The organism is Sphingobacterium corticis (assembly GCF_042684745.1).
Taxonomy (GTDB): Bacteria; Bacteroidota; Bacteroidia; order Sphingobacteriales; family Sphingobacteriaceae; genus Sphingobacterium; species Sphingobacterium corticis.
Window position 1 is genome coordinate 1,429,368 of the sequence record NZ_JBHUMA010000006.1, and the last position, 24,129, is coordinate 1,453,496.

Here is a 24,129-nt window from a genome sequence, read left to right on the forward strand (position 1 = left end):
ATAGCGATCTGCCTGTAATAAAAGTATTACTTTGTACTGTTATAGGCATTTTCTTTACAGTAAATTTGCTTCTGGTTACTAATAAGGTTACATTTATGAAACGACAGGAGCTGCGAAACTGCTGGCGTGGAAGACTAACCACCTAATGAGAGCGTTAATAACCTTATTCTTATTCGCGATAGCCGTATCAACCGCGAAATCCAGGGATAATCTACCTATCCGCTATATAGGCATAGAGCGAGGGCTATCCAACAACAACGTTACTTCAATATTTGAAGATCGAGATGGATTTATGTGGTTTGGTACCTTCGATGGACTAAATCGTTATGATGGTTACGAGTTCATGGTATTCAAAAACCAACCAGAGGACCTTCGGTCGTTGCCTGACAATCGAATTACAGATATTTCACAGGACGACGAAGGAACCGTTTGGGTAGCGAGCAAATCGGGATTTGGGAAATTAACGGCAGATTATGCGAATTTTCAGCGTGTAAGATGGAAAAATTACCTTCCGTTTCGACAAGATCGATCGACTATATCTGCTAGGGTAAACCAATTAGCTTCTTCCACCAAACATGGCATACTTGCGGCTACCTCGCTTTATGGTTTGCTACAAGTCGACACACATACGGATCAGCCTTTCGCAACCAAAATTCCTTTGAAACGACATGATGGCACTATGCTCGTCGACTATGATGCACAGGGTGTCGTTGCAACAACGAAAGACGATATCTGGGTTTTCGTTCATAATTACGGACTTTGCCGACTGAATCCTCAAAGCAATGCACTAGAGATTATAAATGACCAAATCAAAAACAGCATCTCTATAAAAACCGATGAGAATGGTCGTTCCATTTGGACAGCTTCTAATGACAATAAACGTACATTATACGAATTTGATTTACAAAGAAAGGTCTATACCACGTATGAAATAGATGCTACGCTGGCGTCATCGCCAATTACGACCCTGTATGCAAAATATGAAAAAGTGTACATCGGTTCTGAAGGTAGTGGAATTATCACATTTGATAAACGGACAAACCGGTTCGAGCAGTATCAGGCGAATACAAGCTGGATGAAACACACAACGGTATATAGCGTTTATATTGACAAGATGCAGCGCGGGTGGGTAGGTACGTTGCGAAGCGGTGTCAACATGATAGATAATCCCGTTGGTCGCTTCAACCTGATACAACCTGGCTCAGCAACGGATCGACAAGATCCAAAGAACTTTATTCTTTCTTTCGCAAACGGTAAACAAAATGACGTGTGGATCGGAACGGACGGAGCCGGGCTGACACGTTGGAATCGGAATCAAAATATATTCACACATTACTCTGCGGATAATAAAAAAAGTTCTGGAAAGCTAAACAACAACTTTGTAACCAGCATTATGCAGGATGATGCAGGGTATGTTTGGGCTACCACTTATGGCGGTGGCGTAAATCGGCTAGATCCGAGAACGGGTGTTTTTAAGCAGTACTCTTGTTTCTCGAAAAAAAACAACCGCTCGTATTCGGCTACATGGAAAATATTTTTAGATAGTGAGCATCGCATGTGGGTTAGCACCATACAAGGTGGCGGACTATTTTGTTATAATCCCAATACCGATGAGTTTGAGGAAAAAGCGAGTGACATCGTCGATGTTTTAAGTATTCATGAGGAAAAGAAAGACGTCATGTGGTTTGGTAGTTGGTCTACCTTAACGATGCGCAACTTGAAAAGTGGCGAACAGAAAGTGATCCACACCGAATTTCCAGTACGGGATATTTACACGAATAATGATGGCTATATCTGGATGGCTACGGAAGGTGGTGGTTTGCTTCGCCACGAAAAATCTACGGGTAAAACGAAGCGTTATTCTGAAAAAGATGGTTTGCCCAGTAATACCGTTTTGAACATTTTAAAAGACAACGCCGGCACCTTATGGCTATCTACATACAATGGATTGTCTAATTTTGATGCCAAGAAGGAAAAATTTACCAACTACTATGATTCTGATGGATTACAGAGCAATCAATTTAGCTACAATGCGGCAATAAAGTTGACTGACGGAAGTTTAGCCTTTGGAGGACTTCATGGATTTAATGTTTTTCAGCCTACACAACTAAAATCGCTGAAGAGGGATTCCAAAATGGCACTGACAGCAATACGTGTTAATAATAAACCTGCCGATCTATTTACTGTAAATCCCCTATATAGCTCCGCGAATCACATCGGAAAACTTAAAATACCATTTGGCGACGCCGTCCTCAATGTGCACTATTCGGCGTTAGAGTACTCCTTCCCTACCAAGATCAAATATGCTTACTTTCTAGATGGTTGGGACAAAAACTGGAACTACGTTAATAATGTAAGAACGGCTAACTATACTCATCTGAGAGAGGGCAAATATACATTACGCATCAAATCCACCAATGCCGATGGTGTTTGGACAGATCTTGAGAAGATAATAGAAATTGAAATTTTACCACCTTGGTGGCGTAGTACATGGGCCTACCTGACCTATATCGCTTTATTTACGACTTGTGTTTTCGGCTATTTGCGATACGACCGAAAGCAAACGCAGTTGAAGTACGAAATTGATTTAGCCAAGGTAAATGCAGAGAAAAAGAAAGAACTACACGAAAAACAGATCGCGTTTTTCACGCATATCGCGCATGAGTTTAGAAATCCACTTACACTGATTGTCAACCCGCTCAAGGAAATGAGCACGGAGCCTAATTCTCCGGTCGATCGAGAAGATATCTATCACGTCTACCGCAATTCTAAACGCTTATTAAATCTGGTAGATAAATTACTGCTATTTCGTAGAACAGAAAGCGGAGCCAACCAACTTCGTTTAGTACATGCGGATATTGTAAGTTTAACCCGCGAAGTGTTTATCTGTTTCCAACAACAAGCTTCTATAAAACACATTAATTATGCTTTTGAGAGTAATACGGAACGCCATACGCTATTAGTAGATAGAGAAAAAATTGAAATGAGTCTGTTTAACTTGATTAGCAATGCATTAAAATACACACCGGACGGTGGTAGTGTTTGCGTAGCGCTACAATTGCAGGATAAAAATTTCTCGATTCGTGTAACTGATACCGGTTGCGGTATAGCAGAACAAAATAAAGACACCGTATTTAATGTATTCGAACGGGATTATATTGGGAATACGAATAACAAGGGCGGCTTTGGAATTGGCTTGTATTTAGTAAAGAGCTTTGTGTTAGCTCACGAAGGACATATTAAACATCGACCAAATAAACCTAAGGGTACAGAGTTTGAAATTTTATTGCAAAACGGAAAAGAACATCTTGCCCAATTTACCATATTCGAAGATGTGATGGAGCATAGTGCGAGTATCGATGAATTTATTAAAGCACCATCCGCGCCTGAACGTATTCAAATTACTTCTGATTATGAAGATGCTTTTCAAGCGACAACAACGCCAAGCTTCATACTTGAGCAAAAAACGGAACTTCAGAACATCACCACTGACAAGAAGGTCATGGTGGTTGTAGATGACAATATCGAAATCAGAAAGTATCTTCATAAAATATTTCAAAACGAATTTGTAATTCAAGAAGCAGATTCCGCCGAAATAGGAATTGCTATGATTGTAGAGACGCCGCCCGATATTATCATCTGCGATGTCGTGATGGATGGACTATCGGGTATTGATCTTTGTCAACACATTAAGGGTATTCCCGCGTTGAGTAATATCCCGATTATACTTTTAACCGCGAGTAATTCGCAGGATATAAAATTGAAAGGCTTGGAGGGTAAAGCTGATGATTATGTCACTAAACCTTTCGACCGAGAACTACTCGTTGCTCGAGTAAACAATCTTATTCAAAGCCGAAAACATATGCAGCGGCACTTTCTAGACGAAATTACGTTACAGCCAAGTACGCACAAAATATCCAAAGAAGACAGGTTATTTTTGGAAAAATCCATCGCTATTGTCGAGAATAATTTAGATACCGACTCGTTCGGCGTCAAAGAGCTGGCGGAGCAAATTGGAATGAGTCATTCTAATTTTTATAAGAAAATCAAATCTATTTCTGAGAAATCAGCTAACGAATTCATTCGATTTGTACGACTTAGGAAAGTTGCACAGATACTCATTGATACCGATTCAAACGTAAGCGAGGCCGCGTTCGCCGCAGGGTTCAACGACATAAAATATTTTCGCGTACATTTTTCGAAAACCTTTGGCATGAAACCGTCCGAATTCAAAAAGAAGTACGAAATGCTTCGAAAGAGCCAAAGGATTATCATGTAATAAAAAAAGAAAGCACGGAGCGGATTTTCAGGATAATAGTTTATCTACAAATATTTATACATGGGTGCATATCCAAATTGGATCGACTCAAATACATAACGTTCTAAATATACTCCCTCGACACATAACCCAACCAAAACGCATCTTTTGTTTCTATGGGTTTCCCGTCCTTTCTGGAAAACTCAATATAGCTATTTGTATCTCTTAATCGGAAATCGAACTTGTGAAGGCGCTTGAACTGATCTCCTTCGACCGATGTTTCCATGGCATCTATGATGGCTAATATAATGTAATCTTGCGCGGTAATTCTCATGCTATCCAAAGGTCGGCTTATGCTTTTATGAATATTTACGGTTTTCCTTATTTACGCATTTTTAAATAAAGCGGATTTCCCAAAAGCTGATTTTTCTTAACGAAAAATCCTATTTCATTCTCTGTAATGAATAATGGTTGCTTTCAAAACAAAAAAAATTTTGCTTATATTTATGATTCGCGATTGCCTTCAGGCAACAAGAGAATATGAACCGTTAATTATGAAAAACAACCAACTTCAAAATTTAAAACTGCTTTCGTACGATGAACTTGTAAAACGGAAGAAAACAGCTACCGGTGCAATTATTGGTTTGGGTATAGTAGTCGTTTTTGCAGCAATTGTGGGGATCTATATCGCATTATCAAAAAAACAATACGCCTTGGTCGCTGTAACGCTATCCATACCGCTTAGTATACTGCCTGTTGCAATTGTCTTGGGAAACATCAACAAAGAATTGAAATTAAGAAACTCAACAAATAATAATCAAAATCTCTAAACTCGATCAATAAGAGATGAATGATTGTAAAAGAGCGTGATTTTACAATTGTTTAAATAGAAATTAACAATAAACAGCTTAATTTTATCTTATTACTGACGCGTAGGAATAGCTCGTGTTTTACAAAACTTTTTCCTGCAAAACCTGTTGAAATAATGTACGCCTATTAATATTATTCATCATGAAAAACACAAACATATACAACGAGGAAAATGAGTCTGGAAGTCAAAGCATCATATTGTGCGCCATACTTTCATACAATAATCCGCTTCATCACCCTGCGGCAACTGGAAGTGTGGTTTGGGCATCCATGAATAGCAAAGACCACCCTATCAACTACCGGTCTGAGGTTGAACCGTCGGAGGATCAACGCATTCGCAATCAAGGCAACTCAGCTATCGATCCAGAGAAGAAGGAAGAAGTTAAAAAGCCTAGTAAAGACGATGAAAATATCTCCGTCCCAAATACGGAAGAAGGTGACCCAGCGGAAGACCTACCTGATTCAGAAGATCCGAATGTGGCCAAAGACGATGTAGAAGATCTTTAATCAAAATGCTGGAACGATAGACGTTCCAGCATTTTTGTATACCAGCCAATTATTTGGCAAATAGATGCTTTAAATGTGCTTTATAATTCCTCAAATCGTTACGATTATCAGGAAATGATGGACAATTTGGAAAAAAGGTATCCTCGATTTGATTATTACGCCGCGGAAACGATCGCATAAAAACATCCAATACAAAGTTTTCTCTTCGGAAACAATCGTAATGATTGCTGGTCGGCATGTGGATATCCAACCTTTTCAAGCATTGATGCAGGAAAATAAATTGGAGGAAGCCGAATTGTGACTGAAGACACAAAAATGGTTTGGAACGGGGGAAGAAGTGGAACTAATACAAAAATTGTTTCGCGAAGTGATGGTTCAATTTATACGTTGTGGTACATAAAATAAACGGTAAAAAGAAGAAAAGGGAACGACAATCGTTCCCTTTCTACTTGCTCATCCGCATCACTGCGGTTGACTAAAATTTTATAAATCTTCTGCCTGATTAAGCACCTCTTTGTGATTACTGGCATTTGTACGCGTTTTCGTTTTGTGTTTGTTAATCTGTCGTCGGATGGATTCCAATGCTAAGTCGACCGCTTCTTCAAAACTTTTTGCTTGTGCTTTTGCAAAGAGTTGGTTCCCTGGCACATTGAACTTAAACTCTACAAACTTATCGGCCTCTCCGCCAACACTTTCCACACGCAAGTTACAAAGCCCGTCAATAATATTGTCCAAAAAAAGCTCCAATTTTTCCGCTTTTTTGTTAATGAACTCTACCAATTTTGGGTTCGCATCAAACTTGATACATTGTACAGTAATATTCATTTTTCCTCCTTTTTTTAAGCCTTTGGATGGGCTTGTTTATAAATTAACTTTAATCGTTCCGCAGAATTGTGTGTGTACACTTGTGTTGTCACTAATCCCGCGTGGCCTAATAGCTCCTTTATAGCATTCAAATCAGCACCATTGTCCAAGAGCGACGTCGCAAAACTATGTCGCAAAACGTGTGGACTGCGTTTTTTTTGCGAGGTAATCGACGTCAAGTACCGCTTGACCAACTGATAGATCATCGACGCGTAAGCAGGCTTTCCTTTATTGCTAACGATCAGATGGGCCGACATGTTTTGTAAAAGTGCAGATTTCTTTTCCGATTGGTAATTTCGAATCTGCTCGACCAGCTGTTCATGAATTGGCACCAAACGTACTTTGCTGCGTTTTCCTAATATACGAATTTCTTGTTTATAAAAATCGACATCTTCATCACGAATATTTAATAGTTCCGACAAGCGAATACCTGTTCCGAACAATAATTCCATAACAAGCAGATCCCGCTGATCCGAGAAACTGTCCATTTCAGACGCACGTTCTTCCAACATGGTAATCAACTTTTCCTTTTCTACCGTAACCGGAAGTTTTTTTGGCGCGCGTAATGATTTCAATGCAGTCATTGGGTTTTGATCAACCAATCCAGATCGCAACAAATATTTATAGTAAGATTTGAGGACAGAAATAGTGCGATTTACCGAAGTTGATGCCCGCCCGTTCTCTTTCAGCGTACTAATATAATAGCGCGCCAATCGGTAATCTACTGATTGAAAATTGACGGATTCGGACAAAAGAAACTGCGCAAAACGATCAAGTTCTAGTTCGTATGCGACGATCGTATGCGGCGAAAATCGACGTTCGTAACGTAAGTAATCCAAGTATTGTTCTTGCGCCATATCCTCATCATCTGTGTTGGTAAATTAGCAAACAACGATGGCATTTACAACTTCGTGTAGTGAAAACAACGAAACTTTAACAGAAATTTAGTTAGGTTTGCAACACAAAATATCTGTTATGCACGTGTTATTTTTCGTCGCTTTTTGGGCTTGCCAACTTGTTTCCAGCGTTATATTTAAATACGGAGGAATGTATCCAAAATATCATTGGCATGCACTAATTGCTGGCAATGTCATTCTACTTTCTGCCAGTTGGTTTTTAATTCAGTTGTTTCGACATTTTCCACAACCGATTGTAATTGCTTGCTGCGCTGGCGGAACGTTCGTCGCCGTACAATTTGGCATGGCGCTTTATTTCAAGCAATCTTTATCGTGGATACAGGTTGCCGGATTATTTTTAATTGTGGCCGGAATTGTGATCACCGCTTACGGAACACCAAGTATTGCATCGGCAGGGAACAAATAAAATGTTATTCGAAATGGATTTCGCCAAAAAATTCAGGCTGGTGAAAGTTGGGCGATGGTGAATCGATCGGTTTCCATGAGATAAAGTGAGGTTGAGGAAGCTCGTCACCGCATTTATAGAAGTTTGCAAAAACTTTTCCGCGAGATAACAGATTTTCATTCGATCCAAATATGTCCTTTGGAATGATCAGGATCATTTGCCAACGTTTATTGTTGCCCACATTTGTTATCTGTGAAAACGTGGCAATCCGCTCAACTTGGCCAATATCCAATCGTTTTCGCGCTTTACGATCCGCCGAACCATATCCAATCAAGCCCGTACCTAAAATATTAAACTCAATATTGTAGTAAGTTTCCCGATTATCGAACGATAAAAAGCATTCCACGCAGCTATCTTTCCAAACCGCTTCATTGTGCTTAGTAGCTTGAGCACGCAAAAACTCTTCTTCCACATCGAATTGCAAAAAGAAATGAGATGTACCATGTAACATTCGAAAGGAAACGCTAGGTCGATACGGATATTCTTCCGACCAGTTGGCGTGCGCCAAGCTTTGAGGGGCAACCCGATCGAACATGATAGATGCTGTTGAATAATCGATAAATTGATCGATATTTACGTTGCGAAAAGGAATGTTTAGCATAGCACTAAATTAGGAAATCAATGCCTTATTCAATATTTTTTCCAACTTTTCTTCATTCGATTCAAGTTCTAGTAATAATTTCAACTGCGCTTTCGCACGTACTAAATTGTGATCCAGATAATGCACCCGATAATATACATCGCCATCAATGTAATCGGTAATAAAACGCACGACCTGCAAAAATGGAATCAATCGAACGCCGAACAACAGCGATTCGACTTCCGCATCCGTTAAAAATTCTTTGGCTTGACTTAAATAACCTTCTGTGTACGCTTCAAACAACGGAAAGTTCAGCGTGATCCGATCCAAATATGGATCATCTTCCGCTCCATTATTGATAATTGTTCGGATCGCATCGCCGAAATCATAAGCTACGTAGCCGGGCATGACGGTATCTAAATCAATAACACATTGCACCTCACCCGCAGCGTTAAGCAACACATTATTAAATTTCGTATCATTGTGTATGATCCGCTTCGGCGTTGCCTTCGCGATCTGTTTTTCAAATCCTGCACGAATGTCTGCTTCTCGGCTGAAAATCTGCTCCAGCAAAACGCGTACCTCCGATTCATCAGCACGTTTACCTTTGTTGCATACAATCGCGGAACGCAAATTGTCCACCCGATAGCTGATGTCATGAAAGCGAGGTAGTATAACGTGTAAGTTTTCAGCGGGAAGATCAGAAAGTTGCTTTTGAAATTGACCGAAAGCGACTCCACCTGCGTAGGCTTGGTCGGCTGTTTCTAATGTATCATAACTCCACGTATCCTCCAATAAGATAAACATACGCCAAAACTCACCAGTTTCGCTTCGGAAAAATGATCGCCCATCCGTTGTTGGAACGATCGTAACGCTGCGTGTTTCAGGACGTTTTTCGCCAGCATCCTGAAATTTCTTTCTGATATGACAACAAACCAAACTCATGTTATCCATCAGTTTCGGCACATCTTTGAAGATAAATGCGTTGATGCGTTGTAACAAATAAGCTTCTTGATCAGATCCATCGGTATCCACTCGGTAGGTATCATTAATATGCCCCGACCCAAAGCGATTCGCACTAATGGGTTTTCCATGCGTAGCAAATTGCGAGGCTATATGAACAACATTTTCCGGCTCCATATTTACGGCGTTTTGTAAATTTTAATTGATACGATGAATGAGTTTCATCATCTCTACCGCAATATGATTATTAACTTTCTTATTCAAAAACGGAACGGCAATGCAATCGTTTGCACCATTTTCATATTGTTATTCGATTCATATTATTTGACAAAAACAAAGGAATCGTTGCAAATGTTATAACTAACAACACAACCCATACGATGCGCTATGATATCTGAGATATGCATTATCCTAGGTTTGATTCTATTAAATGGCTTCCTTTCCGCATCGGAAGTGGCTATTTTATCTAGCAAAAAACCAAAACTACAAATTGACGCCAAAAACAAGAAGTTTGCTGCGAATACCGCGCTCAAGTTAAAAAATAACCCGGAACGGTTACTGCTTTCCATACAAGTTTGGATTACGTTAATAGGTATTACGATTGGTATATTAATTAACGGCGAAATCGTATCGCAACTAGCCGAAATATTAACAAAAATCACTAACAATGAATTACATAGCCAAATAATTGCAACGGCTCTGATGGTGCTTATTGTTTCATATCTTATGCTTGTCGTTGGAGAATTGGTGCCGAAGCATCTAGGCACCCTATCTTCCGAATCATACGCCAAAACAATGGCGAAACCGATGCAATGGTTAGGTTACTTCGTAATGCCTTTAGCTTGGTTATCTAAAAAAACTTCGCAAGGAATTATGGGCTTATTCAGTATAAACCAAACGCAGCGATTAGTCACGGAAGAAGAAATAAAAGCGTTGGTGGATGAGGGTGTGAATAACGGTGTAATAGAGCGTATCGAACACGACTTGGTGGATCAGGTACTACTTCTCGGCGATCGTAAAGCGATCAACCTGATGGTTCACCGCAGTCGAATTACGTATTTAGATTTAAAAAATAGTGCAGAGACGAATAGAGATTACATCAAGCAAGCGCAGCACACCGAATACCCGGTATGCGATGGTAGTTTCGACAATATTTTGGGATCCGTGAATATTAAAGATTTGGTGCGCGAATATCTGAATGGCAAACAGCCTGATCTTCGTCAGATCATGCAACCATTGGCTTTTGTACACGAAAACAGCCTAGCCTATAGCGTACTAGAGATTCTTAAAAAATCCACGGCTACGCAAGCCGTAGTGGTTGATGAATATGGAACACCGCAAGGGATTATCACGTTTAAAGATATCATGCGTTCGCTGATTGGTGATTTGGATATGGAAGAAAGCGATAGCATTCGGCAGATTCGCGAACGCGAAGATGGATCGTTTATCGTTGATGGTGGCTATCAAATCGACGCGTTTTTTCGACATTTTGATATGCGTTTGGAAGATGAAGAAGATCTCGATTTAACCAGCATCACCACTATTGGCGGGTTGGTGTTTCAACTATTGGATCATGTTCCGCGGGAAGGCGAAAAAGTACGGTACAAAAATCTGAATTTCGAAGTGATTGATATGGACAGCCGTCGCGTCGACAAGCTATCGGTAGTTAGATTAGAAGATTCCTCATCCGTCAGCGAGTTCACAGATTAACGATCTATTTTGAAAATTTGTAGATTAATCCCAAAGTAAATACTGCGTTGCCAGCCTTCAAATAATTATTATCGACGACGCCGATGTTAAATCCATTGGTATATTGCAGTTGAAACGAACGATTGAGTTGCATTCGTGTGTAAAAAACAGGTTCAATAAATAGATTTTCTTCACGGACACCAGAAACGCCATCTAGCCAAAAATCTTTCATTCGTACAAAGCTCCCACGAATAGCCGTACCATAACTAAATTGACGATCGCGACCGAACAAACGCACATTCTCACGCTTTCTTGATAAGTTGGCTTGCACAAAGATTTTTTCAAAATCCATTTCCCGCACTTCCACTGGCATCATTCCTGCCGTAGTTGCTCTCGTATCCGCATCGCGCGCATGTCCTAAACCGTATCCAGCGTAAACTTCAAAAATGCGAGATTTGTCTTTTCCAAAGGTATTGAAATATCCCAATCCACCTTCGTACATGTATTGCTTGTACTCTTTATTACCAGACGTATTATCCACGTAAGATCCATTCCCTAAAACGGCCACGTGCTTGCCCACAGCAACTGCTAAATTTCCACTTGCATTTCCTTTGATATTCGAATGCACCGCAGCATATACTTCCCCTTGCTTAGAAAACATAGGCGTCGCGGGAACGTTGGGTTGATAAATGGAACTACATCCGGAAAACAAAACAGCGAAAAGAAAAAAGCAGAACGCAGCACACATACTGCTTTTCGTGGTAGCAAATGAAATCATAAGCTATTGTACTTAAATACTGTGCCAAATAGGATCTAGAGCCCTATACTAGGAAATAATTCCTTTTTTGATAAGCTCCGCTTCCATTTCCCGCTGTACTTTGATCGCTTCTTCACGCGCTTTTTCCGCGAAATCTTTTCCGTTGGAAGCGTAAATAATCGCTCGGGTGCTATTTACCAGAAGTCCGCATTCGTCGTTCATCCCATATTGGCAAACATCGGACAACGAACCACCTTGTGCGCCGACGCCTGGAACCAATAGAAAATGATTGGGTGCATATTTACGGATATTCAAAAATGCCTCACCTCGTGTTGCTCCAACCACATACATCAGATTGTCCGTGCTTCCCCAGGTATTCACCTGTTCAATCACTTCTTCAAAAAGTTGTTTTCCGTCGGCATTCGTAAAATTTTGGAAGTTTTTACTTCCGGCGTTGGAGGTCAACGCCAGAACAATTGCCCATTTATCTTTAAAATCTAAGAACGGGGTTACCGAATCTTCGCCCATATAAGGCGCAATGGTGATTGCATCGAAATCTAATCCGGAAATTTTGGGGTTGAAAAAGGCTTCTGCGTATCGGCTGGACGTATTTCCAATATCACCACGTTTGGCATCTGCAATACGGAATGTATTTTGGGGTAAAATTTCGCAAGTTTTGCGAAGCGATTCCCAACCTTTGGCACCATAACATTCAAAAAAAGCAATGTTCGGTTTGTAAGCAACGCATAAATCTTCAGTAGCAGCGATAATCTCTTTATTAAAGGCAAATATTGGATCTTCTTCTTCCAATAAATGTGTTGGAATCTTGTCAAGATCGGTATCTAGCCCAACACATAAAAAGCTTTTTTTCGCTTTAATCTCTTGCAATAACGTTGCTTTGTTCATACGTATTATTCTGCTGCTAATTTTTGTAGGTACTTCATAAATTCCGGATCGCTATAATCCGCCATGCCTTTGTGCGTAAATACGCGTCGCCCGTCTTTATCCAACACCACCGTCGCAGGAATGGCACCACTCATCCAAGTTTCTGGAATATTTCCTTCGGGGACATAGACAGGCAATTTCAATTTTTGCTTCTGCAAAAACTCCTGCGCAACGGTCATATCGCCTTCTACTTCTACAAGCAAAAACTCAACATCTTGCTGATCGCCCATTTTTTCGATCAACCTTTGAATAGATGGCATCTCAGCCACACAGGGACCGCACCATGTTGCCCAAAAGTTCAAAAACACGACTTTACCTTTCAGATCAGCAGTATTCACCGTATTTCCTTCCGCGTCAACTAACGTCATACTTTCGCCAGCGACGGCTTCCGAGTTATCTTCGTCCGCTTTGACGTCTTTTTGTTCAACCTTCGGTTTGAACAAACCAATTTTCATTAACCCTTGCTGCAAAACCGTTCGGCTTGCCGGCCAAAACATCAAAAGAATAAATATCACCAAGATGGCATAAAGCACCTTGCTACCTAAAGAAAATCGTGGTTTATTGTCCATGGAATCTGGATTTTTAAAGATCAAACTTCTCCAATTGCTTTAGCAAAGTAGCAAAATCTTTCGGATAATCAGCTTCAAACGCGTAGTCTTTGCCCTCTATAGAGAAGGAAACGGCTTTAGAATGCAGTGCAAATCGCTTCATAATGGGTTGCTCTTCCTGACTTTTGGACATGCTGAAACCGCGCTTCTTGATCTGCGATAAATATACAGGCTTCCCTTTGTACATGGCATCACCAACGATCGATGCACGTTGTGTAGCTAAGTGAATACGAATTTGGTGCATACGCCCCGTAATCGGGCGACATTCTACCAATGTATAATGACGAAAATACTTTAAGCTCTTGAAAATCGTTTCAGCGCGTTTACCGTTTGCCCGATCAATGGAAACATTCTTATTACCTTGGTTTAGAATCGGTAAATCAACCAATAAATCATCAAAGGTGTGTGTTCCTTCAATAATGGCATGATATGTTTTCTTTACACGACGACGCTCAAACTCGATGGATACCGCACGATAAGTTTCTGGATTTTTGGCAATCAACAATACGCCGGAGGTATCTTTATCCAACCGATGACATACTTGCGCATCTTCATGGTAACGCTTCGCCAAACGCAAAATATTAATCTCATCCCCTTCCCTTTGATCTAATGAAGAAACAAAAGGTGGTTTGTTGATCACAATAAGGTTATCATCCTCATGTATGATCAAATCTTCAAACTTGGGAAATTTAAAAAGACGTGCGTCGGTTTGTATCATTCGGCAAAAATACAAATAAGCCAAGACTTTTAGATTATCTTGCCAAAATAGCTACTTTTGCTTTAAACAATCAATACATGTCTATCCACAAAGAGATCAAGAAAGTTACGACGGCTACGGTACAAGCAATGAAACAACGGGGCGAGAAAATCAGCATGCTGACGGCATACGATTACTCTATGGCGCGCGTGTTAGACGAAGCCGGTCTGGATATTTTGTTAATCGGAGATTCGGCTGCAAATGTGTTTGCCGGCTATGAAACAACCTTGCCGATTACGTTGGATCAGATGATTTATCATGCAGCATCGGTAGCACGTGGTACGAATCGCGCAATGGTGCTGGCGGATTTGCCATTCGGAACCTATCAAGGTTCCGTGAATGATGCGTATCAAGCAGCAGTTCGCATGATGAAAGAATCCGGTGCGCATGCGTTGAAATTGGAAGGCGGTGTGGAAGTGATCGACAACATTCGTAAAATTGTGCAATCGGGAATTCCTGTTTGTGGTCACTTAGGTTTGACACCTCAATCCATTTATCAATTCGGTGGTTTTGGCTTACGCGCGAAGGAAGAAACGGAGGCAGAAAAATTGAAGTCCGATGCCTTACTATTGCAGGAAGCGGGATGTTTCGCTGTGGTGTTAGAAAAAATTCCGGCGCAATTAGCGAAAGAGGTTTCCGAATCATTGACCATCCCGACAATTGGGATTGGAGCTGGAAATGGCTGCGATGGCCAAGTTTTGGTCGTTAATGATGTTTTGGGATTGACGAAAGGTTTCAAACCAAAATTCCTTCGTCGCTATTTGGATTTATATAGCGAAATCTCGAAAGCAGCATCGGAATATGTAGCTGACGTGAAGTCAGGCGATTACCCGAATGAAAATGAGCAATATTAAACGAATAACGAAATGTTGAAAATCCTGATTATCGGAGCAGTACTTGGCGCACTATTATTCTATAGCTTCCGCCGTTTGAAACAAAGTTTCAGCGTAGATAGCTCGCCTAAACTGAAATCGGGATTTATACAACTTGACGCGGATTCTGGCGATACCAATCGTGCTATTCGATCGACGATGATGACGGTGGCAACTGGACTTATTTTACTCGTCATTACCCTATTATTAGGCATGAAGATTAAGATTCTCTTTATCTTACTTCCCATTGCTTGTTACCTGATCGGTCAGGTTTTTTTACTGGCCAATCACCTCAACGCGCTACGCAAGAATCACGTTTGGTTCAATCCGGAGACATCCACCTTGTGGATGGAACCAATTGGCGAACCAGCTTTCACATTAAACATCTATCAGGATGTAAAAAAAGTGGATTTGGTTATTGCTGTGCAACAAAATCGCAGCGTTTTGTTTGGCTACTACAATCTGCATACGAAGAACGGAAGCATCAAGCTACCATCTTTACTCGCTGAAAACGCGGGGAACAACTTTTTTTTCAATACGTTGCGGGAAGGCTTTGAAATCAAATCTACTCGCTCTCTGTTTCCTTTACTATAGTTGAAATATGATGAACCCTGTGAATACCGCTACTAAACCGATCCCGACATTTCACGCGCTGGGCGAAAAAGCGGTAATCATAGCATTTGGTGAAACCATTGACCCGGCGATCGCGAAACTCATCCGACAACTAAACGATGTTATTCTAGAAAACCCGTTTCCGGGTTTTATCACCGCTGTTCCATCCTACACTAGTTTGTGTATTCATTATGACCCGATCCTTGTCGTTCCAAAAAATGTTCGGTTATCGAAAAGCATTCAACAGCTTGTTGTTGATCAACTTCTCGAAAGATTTAAAAATCTACACAACGATTCGGAAAAAGAACTAGAGCGCGTTCAAATTCCGGTTTGTTACGGCGGAATATTTGGCCCGGACCTAGATTTTGTAGCGAAACATCATGAAATCACGGCAAAAGAAGTGATTGAAGTGCATTGCGCTGCAACATATTTAGTTTACATGATGGGATTTATGCCCGGATTCGCTTATTTGGGCGGAATGGATAAACAATTAACCACGTCACGTAAAGAAACTCCACGTGCAAAAGTTCCAGCTGGCGCCGTGGGAATTGCTGGGGAGCAAACCGGTATTTATCCATTAGAAAGTCCGGGAGGATGGCAACTGATCGGACAAACTCCGCAACGACTTTTTGACCCGAATCAGCCGAATCCAATTTTATTAAAAAGCGGTATGGAAATTCAGTTCGTTGCTATCTCGGAAGAAGAATTTCACGCTTACCAAAACAACGAATATGGCAATTCGCATTCATAAGTCGGGAATGTTTACCACCGCGCAGGATCTCGGTCGCACGCAATTCCTTTCGTCGGGCGTTCCGCAATCTGGCGCAATGGATAGCTATTCGGCACGAATGGCCAATTTAGCATTAAACAATGATGCGGATGCAGCGACGCTGGAGTTTACGTATGGCGGTGCAGAAATTGAAATAACGGAAGACCTATTAATCGCTTACTCAGGCGACGGCGCAAAGTGGAAGTTGGGAAAAGAATCACTTCCAACGAATCGTCCAATCGCTTTAAAAAAAGGAGATCATATAAAGCTCGCTCCGACCAGCTCGGGATCGCGAACCTATTTAGCCACGGCTAGTGGATGGGATGTTCCCGAAGTTATGGGGAGCCGAAGCACGTACCTGTCCGCCAAATTTGGCGGATTGGACGGAAGATTGATCGCGTCCGAAGATCAGTTAAAAGCAAAACAACCAAGCGACTTCCAAAAAAATATGCTCAAGTATTTGCTATCGCAAAAGCGAATCTATACAAATTGGTGTGTGACATCTGGTGCACATTCCGCATCCAACCCACAAACTATTCGCGTGACACGAGGTCCGGAAGCCGGTTGGTTCTGCGATGATGAATGGAGGAAATGGTTAGCCAATCCATTTACCGTGGATCGTCAAAGTAATCGTATGGGTTACACTTTGAAAGGTTCAACGATCAAAAAAAATGACACAAATCAAGAACTGCTATCCTCAGCGGTAAGTTTCGGAACAATACAAATCACCGGAAGCGGTCTGCCGATTTTGTTGATGGCTGATTGCCAAACAACGGGCGGTTATCCGCGTATTGCACAAGTTGCTACAGTAGATTTACCGATTTGTGGTCAAATGAAACCCGGCGATCAATTGATTTTTAAAGAAATCACACTCATCGAAGCGGAAAAACTATATCTTGCTCAGGAATCCGATTTCGTAGCTGTTAAGCGCGCGGTGAACTTAAAATACGAATGGATTTGATACACAATATTGACCTTAATTGCGATTTGGGTGAATCTCCCGGTAATCAATCGAACCCGATTGACGAAGCTTTATTGCATTTAATATCGTCTGCAAATATTGCTTGTGGTTTTCACGCTGGCGACGCTTTACGCATGGAAATAACGGTTGCTGCTGCAAAACAACGTGGCGTAGCTATCGGTGCGCATCCAGGTTTTGAAGATAAAGAAAACTTTGGACGCATTCCTATGCCAATTTCGCCACGCGAAGCCTATCAGCTTGTGCTGTATCAGGTTGGAGCGCTATCTGCTTTTGTAAAAGCAGCTGACGCCAGTTTACATCACGTTAAACTGCACGGCGCTTTGTACAATATGGTGGCACAAGATCGTGCATTATCGGAATCCATTGTTCAAGCAATTTTGGACTTTGATCCAAAGCTAAAACTGTATGCTTTGGCTGGCAGCGTAACTGTTGAAATAGCACAGAAAAATAATTTGTCGGTGGTGCAGGAAGGTTTTGCCGACCGCAGATACAATAGCGATGGCACCTTGGTTTCCAGACAACATCCTGATGCATTGATTACGAACACGGAGGAAGCTGTCCAGCAATCCATCGACATGATCAAACGAAAAACCATTCGAACGATCGACGGAAGTTTTAATTATTGTCAAATCGACACCATTTGTCTGCATGGCGACGGCGCCCATGCACTGGAATTTGCCCAACAACTCCGACAACAATTACTAACAGAAAATATTAACATCTGCGCACCAGAATAATGCAAAAATCGAATTGGGGAGCACTACTTAGTGCCGCATTTTTAATGGCTATATCGGCCATCGGACCAGGTTTCCTGACGCAAACTGCGCTTTTCACTTCGCAGCTTGGCGCTAGCTTTGGTTTTATAATTCTTGCTTCTATTATCGTGGATATCGTTGCGCAGTTAAACATTTGGCGCATCGTGGCCGTTAGCGGTATTCCGGCGCAAGATATTGCCAACAAGGTTATTCCCGGGCTCGGCTATGCGCTCGCGATCATGGTTGCATTTGGCGGAATGGCATTTAATATCGGGAATCTTGCGGGTGCTGGCTTGGGTTTACAGGTATTATTTGATCTAGATGTTTCTTACGGTGCAGCGCTGAGCGCTTTGATTGCCATCGGTATTTTCTTGTATAAAGAAGCTTCCAAAGCGATGGATTTCTTTGTGAAAATCCTCGGTGTGATTATGATCTTTCTGATGTTGTATATCGCTGTACAAAGCAATCCACCATTGGTGGAGGCAGCGCAGCGCACGTTCATGCCGGAGCAATTTAGCTTTACCGCTTTGGTAACGATCATTGGAGGAACCGTTGGTGGATACATCACATTTGCCGGAGCGCACCGATTATTGGATCGCGGAATTAAGGGCGCAGAAAACATTCCGACGATTGATCGTGGAGCGATTAGTGCGATTGGTATTGCTTCGCTCATGCGTATTTTACTATTCGTAGCGGCCTTGGGCGTCGTTAGCGCGGGTTTCGCTATCGATCCTAACAATCCACCAGCTTCCGTATTTCAATGGGCAGGCGGAACGATCGGATACAAGATTTTTGGTTTGGTGATGTGGGCTGCCGCTATCACTTCAGTCATTGGTTCCGCATATACTTCAATCACCTTTATAAAAAGCTTTCATGCGCGTTTTAATCAACATGCCAGCTTATTGACCGTCGGATTTATTTTGCTTTCTTGTCTGCTATATGCGGCGATTGGAAATCCTGTTCAAACATTAGTGATTGCCGGAGCATTAAATGGATTTATTCTGCCGATTGCTTTGTGTATGATGTTGATTGCAGCGCACAAATCGGAGGTTGTCGGAGCTTATCGCCAACCGTACTGGTTGACCGCTTCGGGAACATTAATCGCTTTAGTAATGGCTTATATGGCGATGCAAACGATTCTGGAATTGGCGCAAAAGCTACCTGAATAAAAAAGAAACGCCCTCGATAAAAATTCATCGAGGACGTTAACAATATAGGGTTTAGAATTTTACTTCTTGTACAATACGCTATGCATTTTCTTCAGCGTATTTTCCGGGATTTTGATCACCTTACGATCGTACGTCATCAATCCATTCGTTTCCACTTCAACATCCGTCGTTTGCGTGTAAACAGCTGCAGACAATCCGCGAGGAATCAATTTCGACAAATCCGTCACCGCTTTTTGATAACGATCTGCTAACTCCTCTTTGTTCTTGAAAGAAACATATCCCCAGTTATCTTTTTCTTGCCAAGTATGACCATCTAACGGCAAACCGAAACCGCCAAATTCACCTAACGCTAAAATAAATTTATCGCCAAATAAACGCGGATCAGGCATTGCTGCATCCGGATAATTGTGGATATCAAGAATATGTCCGACGTAGGCAAAGTTTCCGCCGCTGGCACTATTCACCAAACGTGATGGATCATATTTCATCGTCCATTCTGTAATTTCCTTCGTTTTAAATTGTCCCCAAGCTTCATTAAACGGAACCCAGATCACGATACTCGGGAAGTTGTGCAGCTTATCCATAATCGTTTTCCATTCTTTCTTGTGGATCGCTTCTGATTCCGGCGTACGATCTTTATCGTGCTGACCATTCGAAACTTTTCCAGGCTGCATATCCCACGTATTGCCGCCCAAATCTCCGCTCGGCATATCTTGCCAAACCAAAATACCTATGCTATCGCAGTGTCTGTACCAACGTGCTGGCTCTACTTTAATGTGCTTACGAATCATGTTGAAGCCCATTTCTTTGGTTTTAACAACATCGAATTTCAAAGCTTCGTCGGAAGGCGGCGTATGTAATCCATCTGGCCACCAACCTTGATCCAACGGACCATAGTGAAACACAAACTCATCGTTTAAATACATCCGTTGGATGCCTTGTTCGTCGGCTTTCATCGTGATTTTGCGCATCGCGAAATAGCTCTTTGCTTCATCGACCACTTTGCCACCACGAACCACTTTCAACTTCAAATCATACAATTTCGGACTATCCGGATTCCACAAAGAAACATTACTCAATGGTAAGTTGATTGTTCCATCCGCCGATGCTTTTGCTTCTGCGATTTTCTGCTTACCATCAAAAGCTTCTACCAAAAGTTCATCGCCCGATTTCGCTCCCGCGATATTTGCAGACACGGTTAAACTCGATTTATCTACATCCGGCGTTTGTTTTGAATCTACAATGTAGGTCGTCGGAACAGACTCTGCCCAAACGGTTTGCCAGATTCCAGAAACTGGTGTGTACCAAATGCCGTGCGGATTGTTAATTTGCTTTCCTCTCGGTTGCGGCCCATCGCTTGTTGGATCCCAAACACGAATAACCACTTCTTGCTTCTCTCCTTTTTTCAGCGCTGCGCTGATGTCGAAAGAAAATGGATCGAAACCGCCTTCGTGCTGCCCAACATGCTGGCCATTCACGTAGACATCGCATCGCCAATCCACCGCACCGAAGTGCAATAACGTTTTACCTTTCTGCCAACGCGATGGTAAAGAAATTTCATTCTTGTACCATAACGCCTGATCTTTGCTTAAGGATTTGCCTACTCCCGACAAAGCGGATTCCACGGCAAAAGGCACCAAAATATCGCCATCCCAATTGCTTGGAGCTGCTGATGCAGCTTGATCGACGATCGCGTATTTCCAAAGACCATTTAAGTTTTTCCAATTGCCCGTTCGCTCGAGTTGAGGACGTGGATATTCGGGATGCGGATTTTTATAGTCGAGATTCTCTCCCCACGTGGTCATAATCTTGTCGCCGGCAGGCTTCCATTCCTGCGCAGATGCGGAGGAAAGGCCAAGCGCTGCCAAACAAGCTACTATCCGAAGTTTGTTCATTGTACGTTCCAATTTTTAGTTATAGATAGATGATGTTAAACTTTATAAAACTGTTCCCAGCCTTTTGCTGGCGGCGGCCCCGCTAATAACGCGTTCGCAAACTTGTCGTTTGTCACTTCCTTGCGAATCGGATCGAAATCCATCGAATTATTCAAACGCTGCGCAATCACACCCAAACAGAAAACCTGACTCAACGGTCCGGCAATTTCGAATGGAGAACGTGTTTTCTCTTCGCCTTTACAAGCTTTCAAGAAGTTCGCGAAATGATTGGATGGTGATTTTGGAACTTCCGGTAAGCGGCGCTCCATTTCCTGCGCTTTACCTTCCGGAATAATGGATAATGTACTACCATGTGATCCGCCTTTGAAGGTTAATCCTTTTCCGTAGATAACCTTTCCAGGATTTAATTTTGCCGGTTCCAAATCGCCCGTGCTTGGTGGCGGGATATTTGGATCGAGTCCTGATACGCCGTAGCCTTCCGGAATTGGCGGTAAATTATCGATTCCATCGTACCAGTTAATGTCCAGCTTTGGCATATTCTTGCGTTTTGGGAAACTGAATTTCAGCGTAGATGACATCGGGAAAAAGAATGAATTATGACCATCCAGTTTTACAGCCGAAACCTGCGTTGGCAATCCTAGATGCAAGAATTCATGCGCGGTATCTAAAATGTGCGCGCCCCAATCTCCCAAAGCGCCCATTCCGAAATCGAACCAACAACGCCATTGACCATTCACGAAATCTTTATTGTAATCGTGCCCTAAGGTTTGCATTTGCCAAATTTCCCAATCCAACGTGCTTGGAATGGTTTCCGCTTTCGGAAAGCTTTTGATTTTGGTGTCCCAACCGTGCCAGCGGCGCGCTAAGTTCATGTGCGCATCAATGCGGGTGACATCTTTGATAATTCCAGCTTCTTGCCACGCTTTAAATTGAAAGTAGTTGGCTTCGGAATGCCCTTGATTACCCATCTGCGTTACCACATTGCTATGCTTTTTCGCTTTCAAGATCATCAACTCCACTTCATTGAAGGTTTGTGCCATTGGTTTCTCGACGTACACGTGCTTCCCTTGATCGATCGCCAACATGGTGATCGCAAAGTGCGCAAAATCTGGCGTTCCGATTGATACCGCATCAAATTGATCGCCGTATTCATCGAAAAGACGACGAAAATCCGTAAAGCGTTTCGCATTCGGAAACATCTTCAAGATTTCCAGCGTTTGTTTCGCTTCCATATCCACATCGCAAAGCGCGACGACGTTACACAGTCCGGTTTTGTATAATTCTTTAATGATATCCGCTGCGCGGTTGCCAATTCCAACACATGCAAGGTTCACGCGCTCATTCGCCGAAGCCAATTTCACATTCCCCAATACGCTATTCGACAACATAAAAGCACCTCCCGCCATGGCAGTACGCGTTATAAAACTTCGGCGCGATAAATAATGATTCATAGTTTCTTTGTTTTTGGATTGGATGACTACTTAACTTTTTTCACTTTGATGTTTCGGAAAGAAACCTCATCACCATGATCTTGCAATAAGATGTGTCCTTCCGGTGCTTCACCAAAATTCTCCCAACCTTTGTATTTACTGATCGCTACTAAATCTCTAAATTCTTGAGAACCGCGTTTATAGCTAACCATTTTAACGCCATTTAAATAATGAGTAACATTGTTATCAGCATCAACTACCACACGACCGCGATTCCACTCACCAATAGGACGACGTGGACGTTCGTCTTGATTAGAAGTGATTAGATCATATAGCGAAGCTAATTTGCGGTTTCCATCGCGCCCCATTTTTGCATCAGGATGCAGTTTATCATCTAAAACCTGGAATTCCAATCCGATCGCAGAACCGACTGTTTGCTCCTTTAGCGTTACAAAATATTTCACACCGCTATTTGCGCCTGGAGTTAGTTTAAACTCGAATGACAAATCAAATACAGCATATTTATCGCGTGTAATGATATCTCCCCCATTTGTAGATTCACCCCCATCCGACTTTTGCACTTTAATAATACCATCACCTACTTTCCATCCGTGGGATGGGAAGTTTTGATCGCGCACACTACGCCATTGATCTGCAGAATTGCCATCAAACAACAATTTCCAACCCGCTTTCTGTTCAGCAACGCTTAAGTTGTTTGGCTTTAAATTCACCACACTCACATTTTTAGAAAACTTCGTTGGTTTCAGATTTTCTGTTTTGATGCGGACATTCTTAAAATACACTTTCTTTCCGTCCTGATCATCTTCGATACTGTGTACTTGCAATCCAATAAATCCTTTTTGATCCAATGTATCAACAACGTGAGCCACTTCAACACCGTTTACCCAAGTACGCGTTTCATCACCAATTGCTTCAATGCGCAAATGATTGTAAGCATCCTTTTTGTAAGCGGTTTTCGCTTTTTCATTTAAATCAAGCGGATAAAGCCAACCTCTGCGTGCCTCATCATAAATACCTCCAGTCCAAGCACGACCACTCGGATCAACTTCTACCTGACGACCGTAAACACGTCCGCGACCACCGTCTGCACTGGCATCAAGATGACTTCTGGTTTGTACGCCAGAATTCGTTTTTTCGCCTTCTAACTTGATGTCCAATTCCAAGATAAAATCACCATATTCTTGTTCGGTAATTAGGAAAGAATTAGGCGTTCCTTTAGTCATCGTTCCGACAATTTCACCGTCAACTACGTTGTAAGGCGCTTTTCCTCCAACAGCTTTCCAACCTTGAAGCGTTTTGCCGTCGAAAAGATTTTTCCAACCGCCTTTTTGAGCTTGTGCCTGCGGTGCGCTGATTAACAAAACTGCGCCTGCGAGCGTCATTACTTTATACCAGGAATTCACTTGTTTTCCGAATGTTATCGATTTAATCATCTTTAGTATTTACTTTGGTTATTTTTTAATG

General features: G+C 41.9%; 24 protein-coding genes. 12 read left to right on the plus strand and 12 right to left on the minus strand.

What is annotated here, in order from left to right:
• The first annotated feature begins 145 nt into the window (after positions 1-145).
• A complete protein-coding gene (locus tag ACFSQ3_RS12080; RefSeq protein ID WP_380869805.1) occupies positions 146-4,279 on the plus strand; it encodes a hybrid sensor histidine kinase/response regulator transcription factor in 4,134 nt (1,377 codons plus the stop codon).
• Between the two features lie 103 nt (positions 4,280-4,382).
• Here ACFSQ3_RS12080 and ACFSQ3_RS12085 read toward each other — a convergent pair whose 3' ends face one another.
• Positions 4,383-4,592, minus strand: a complete 210-nt coding sequence (locus ACFSQ3_RS12085) for a hypothetical protein (RefSeq protein WP_380869806.1) — start codon at positions 4,590-4,592, stop codon at positions 4,383-4,385.
• 133 nt (positions 4,593-4,725) lie between these two features.
• Here ACFSQ3_RS12085 and ACFSQ3_RS12090 point away from each other — a divergent pair, with 133 nt between their 5' ends.
• From ACFSQ3_RS12090 to ACFSQ3_RS12100, 3 genes are all read left to right on the plus strand, one after another.
• The gene (locus ACFSQ3_RS12090) at positions 4,726-5,088 is read left to right on the plus strand and encodes a hypothetical protein (protein ID WP_380869807.1); all 363 of its coding nucleotides are present in this window, start codon (positions 4,726-4,728) and stop codon (positions 5,086-5,088) included.
• Between the two features lie 181 nt (positions 5,089-5,269).
• Complete coding sequence (locus tag ACFSQ3_RS12095) at positions 5,270-5,635, plus strand: hypothetical protein (protein WP_380869808.1); 366 nt, start codon at positions 5,270-5,272, stop codon at positions 5,633-5,635.
• Positions 5,636-5,783: 148 nt separating this feature from the next.
• On the plus strand, positions 5,784-5,936 hold the full coding sequence (locus tag ACFSQ3_RS12100) for a hypothetical protein (protein ID WP_380869809.1): 153 nt from the start codon (positions 5,784-5,786) through the stop codon (positions 5,934-5,936).
• A gap of 182 nt (positions 5,937-6,118) precedes the next feature.
• Here ACFSQ3_RS12100 and hpf read toward each other — a convergent pair whose 3' ends face one another.
• Entirely contained in the window at positions 6,119-6,460 is a 342-nt protein-coding gene (gene hpf / locus ACFSQ3_RS12105) for a ribosome hibernation-promoting factor, HPF/YfiA family (protein WP_380869810.1), read from the minus strand.
• A gap of 14 nt (positions 6,461-6,474) precedes the next feature.
• Positions 6,475-7,356, minus strand: a complete 882-nt coding sequence (locus ACFSQ3_RS12110; RefSeq protein ID WP_380869811.1) for a tyrosine-type recombinase/integrase — start codon at positions 7,354-7,356, stop codon at positions 6,475-6,477.
• Positions 7,357-7,474: 118 nt separating this feature from the next.
• On the opposite strand from ACFSQ3_RS12110, the gene ACFSQ3_RS12115 reads away from it, so the two are divergent.
• Entirely contained in the window at positions 7,475-7,822 is a 348-nt protein-coding gene (locus ACFSQ3_RS12115; protein WP_380869812.1) for a hypothetical protein, read from the plus strand.
• Positions 7,823-7,826: 4 nt separating this feature from the next.
• On the opposite strand, the gene ACFSQ3_RS12120 is transcribed toward ACFSQ3_RS12115, so the two are convergent.
• The gene (locus tag ACFSQ3_RS12120) at positions 7,827-8,462 is read right to left on the minus strand and encodes a carbohydrate-binding family 9-like protein (RefSeq protein ID WP_380869813.1); all 636 of its coding nucleotides are present in this window, start codon (positions 8,460-8,462) and stop codon (positions 7,827-7,829) included.
• A gap of 9 nt (positions 8,463-8,471) precedes the next feature.
• The gene (locus ACFSQ3_RS12125; protein ID WP_380869814.1) at positions 8,472-9,581 is read right to left on the minus strand and encodes a phosphotransferase enzyme family protein; all 1,110 of its coding nucleotides are present in this window, start codon (positions 9,579-9,581) and stop codon (positions 8,472-8,474) included.
• Positions 9,582-9,791: 210 nt separating this feature from the next.
• Between ACFSQ3_RS12125 and ACFSQ3_RS12130 the strand changes: the two genes are divergently transcribed.
• Entirely contained in the window at positions 9,792-11,114 is a 1,323-nt protein-coding gene (locus ACFSQ3_RS12130; protein ID WP_380869815.1) for a hemolysin family protein, read from the plus strand.
• Positions 11,115-11,118: 4 nt separating this feature from the next.
• Here the strand turns inward: ACFSQ3_RS12130 and ACFSQ3_RS12135 are convergent, their stop codons facing one another.
• Genes ACFSQ3_RS12135 through ACFSQ3_RS12150 form a run of 4 tightly spaced genes read right to left on the minus strand, consistent with a single transcriptional unit; the run spans position 11,119 to position 14,121 of the window.
• Positions 11,119-11,871 (minus strand): hypothetical protein, encoded by a 753-nt coding sequence (locus ACFSQ3_RS12135; protein WP_380869816.1) that lies wholly within the window; start codon positions 11,869-11,871, stop codon positions 11,119-11,121.
• A 48-nt stretch (positions 11,872-11,919) separates the two neighbouring features.
• Positions 11,920-12,756, minus strand: a complete 837-nt coding sequence (gene pyrF, locus ACFSQ3_RS12140) for an orotidine-5'-phosphate decarboxylase (protein WP_380869817.1) — start codon at positions 12,754-12,756, stop codon at positions 11,920-11,922.
• A 5-nt stretch (positions 12,757-12,761) separates the two neighbouring features.
• Positions 12,762-13,364, minus strand: a complete 603-nt coding sequence (locus tag ACFSQ3_RS12145) for a TlpA family protein disulfide reductase (RefSeq protein WP_380869818.1) — start codon at positions 13,362-13,364, stop codon at positions 12,762-12,764.
• Positions 13,365-13,377: 13 nt separating this feature from the next.
• Positions 13,378-14,121 (minus strand): RluA family pseudouridine synthase, encoded by a 744-nt coding sequence (locus ACFSQ3_RS12150; protein ID WP_380869819.1) that lies wholly within the window; start codon positions 14,119-14,121, stop codon positions 13,378-13,380.
• 77 nt (positions 14,122-14,198) lie between these two features.
• On the opposite strand from ACFSQ3_RS12150, the gene panB reads away from it, so the two are divergent.
• From panB to ACFSQ3_RS12180, 6 genes are read left to right on the plus strand one after another with little or no spacing between them, the layout of a single operon-like run.
• Positions 14,199-15,014 carry a 3-methyl-2-oxobutanoate hydroxymethyltransferase gene (gene panB / locus ACFSQ3_RS12155; RefSeq protein WP_380869820.1) on the plus strand — a complete coding sequence of 272 codons (816 nt, stop codon included), beginning with the start codon at positions 14,199-14,201 and terminating at the stop codon, positions 15,012-15,014.
• Positions 15,015-15,026: 12 nt separating this feature from the next.
• Positions 15,027-15,626 (plus strand): hypothetical protein, encoded by a 600-nt coding sequence (locus tag ACFSQ3_RS12160; protein WP_380869821.1) that lies wholly within the window; start codon positions 15,027-15,029, stop codon positions 15,624-15,626.
• A 7-nt stretch (positions 15,627-15,633) separates the two neighbouring features.
• On the plus strand, positions 15,634-16,395 hold the full coding sequence (gene pxpB / locus ACFSQ3_RS12165) for a 5-oxoprolinase subunit PxpB (RefSeq protein WP_380869822.1): 762 nt from the start codon (positions 15,634-15,636) through the stop codon (positions 16,393-16,395).
• On the plus strand, positions 16,376-17,374 hold the full coding sequence (locus ACFSQ3_RS12170; RefSeq protein WP_380869823.1) for a 5-oxoprolinase subunit C family protein: 999 nt from the start codon (positions 16,376-16,378) through the stop codon (positions 17,372-17,374). Before pxpB ends, ACFSQ3_RS12170 begins: the two co-directional genes overlap by 20 nt.
• Positions 17,365-18,132: a 5-oxoprolinase subunit PxpA gene (locus ACFSQ3_RS12175; protein WP_380869824.1), complete on the plus strand. Its 768-nt coding sequence runs from the start codon at positions 17,365-17,367 to the stop codon at positions 18,130-18,132. Before ACFSQ3_RS12170 ends, ACFSQ3_RS12175 begins: the two co-directional genes overlap by 10 nt.
• Positions 18,132-19,319, plus strand: coding sequence for an NRAMP family divalent metal transporter (locus tag ACFSQ3_RS12180; RefSeq protein ID WP_380869825.1), 1,188 nt, complete (start codon positions 18,132-18,134; stop codon positions 19,317-19,319). Before ACFSQ3_RS12175 ends, ACFSQ3_RS12180 begins: the two co-directional genes overlap by 1 nt.
• A 59-nt stretch (positions 19,320-19,378) precedes the next feature.
• On the opposite strand, the gene ACFSQ3_RS12185 is transcribed toward ACFSQ3_RS12180, so the two are convergent.
• Genes ACFSQ3_RS12185 through ACFSQ3_RS12195 form a run of 3 tightly spaced genes read right to left on the minus strand, consistent with a single transcriptional unit; the run spans position 19,379 to position 24,098 of the window.
• A complete protein-coding gene (locus tag ACFSQ3_RS12185; RefSeq protein ID WP_380869826.1) occupies positions 19,379-21,214 on the minus strand; it encodes a glycoside hydrolase family 2 protein in 1,836 nt (611 codons plus the stop codon).
• A gap of 35 nt (positions 21,215-21,249) precedes the next feature.
• Positions 21,250-22,665 carry a Gfo/Idh/MocA family oxidoreductase gene (locus ACFSQ3_RS12190; RefSeq protein WP_380869827.1) on the minus strand — a complete coding sequence of 472 codons (1,416 nt, stop codon included), beginning with the start codon at positions 22,663-22,665 and terminating at the stop codon, positions 21,250-21,252.
• A gap of 26 nt (positions 22,666-22,691) precedes the next feature.
• A complete protein-coding gene (locus ACFSQ3_RS12195) occupies positions 22,692-24,098 on the minus strand; it encodes a 3-keto-disaccharide hydrolase (RefSeq protein ID WP_380869828.1) in 1,407 nt (468 codons plus the stop codon).
• Positions 24,099-24,129: the final 31 nt, after the last annotated feature.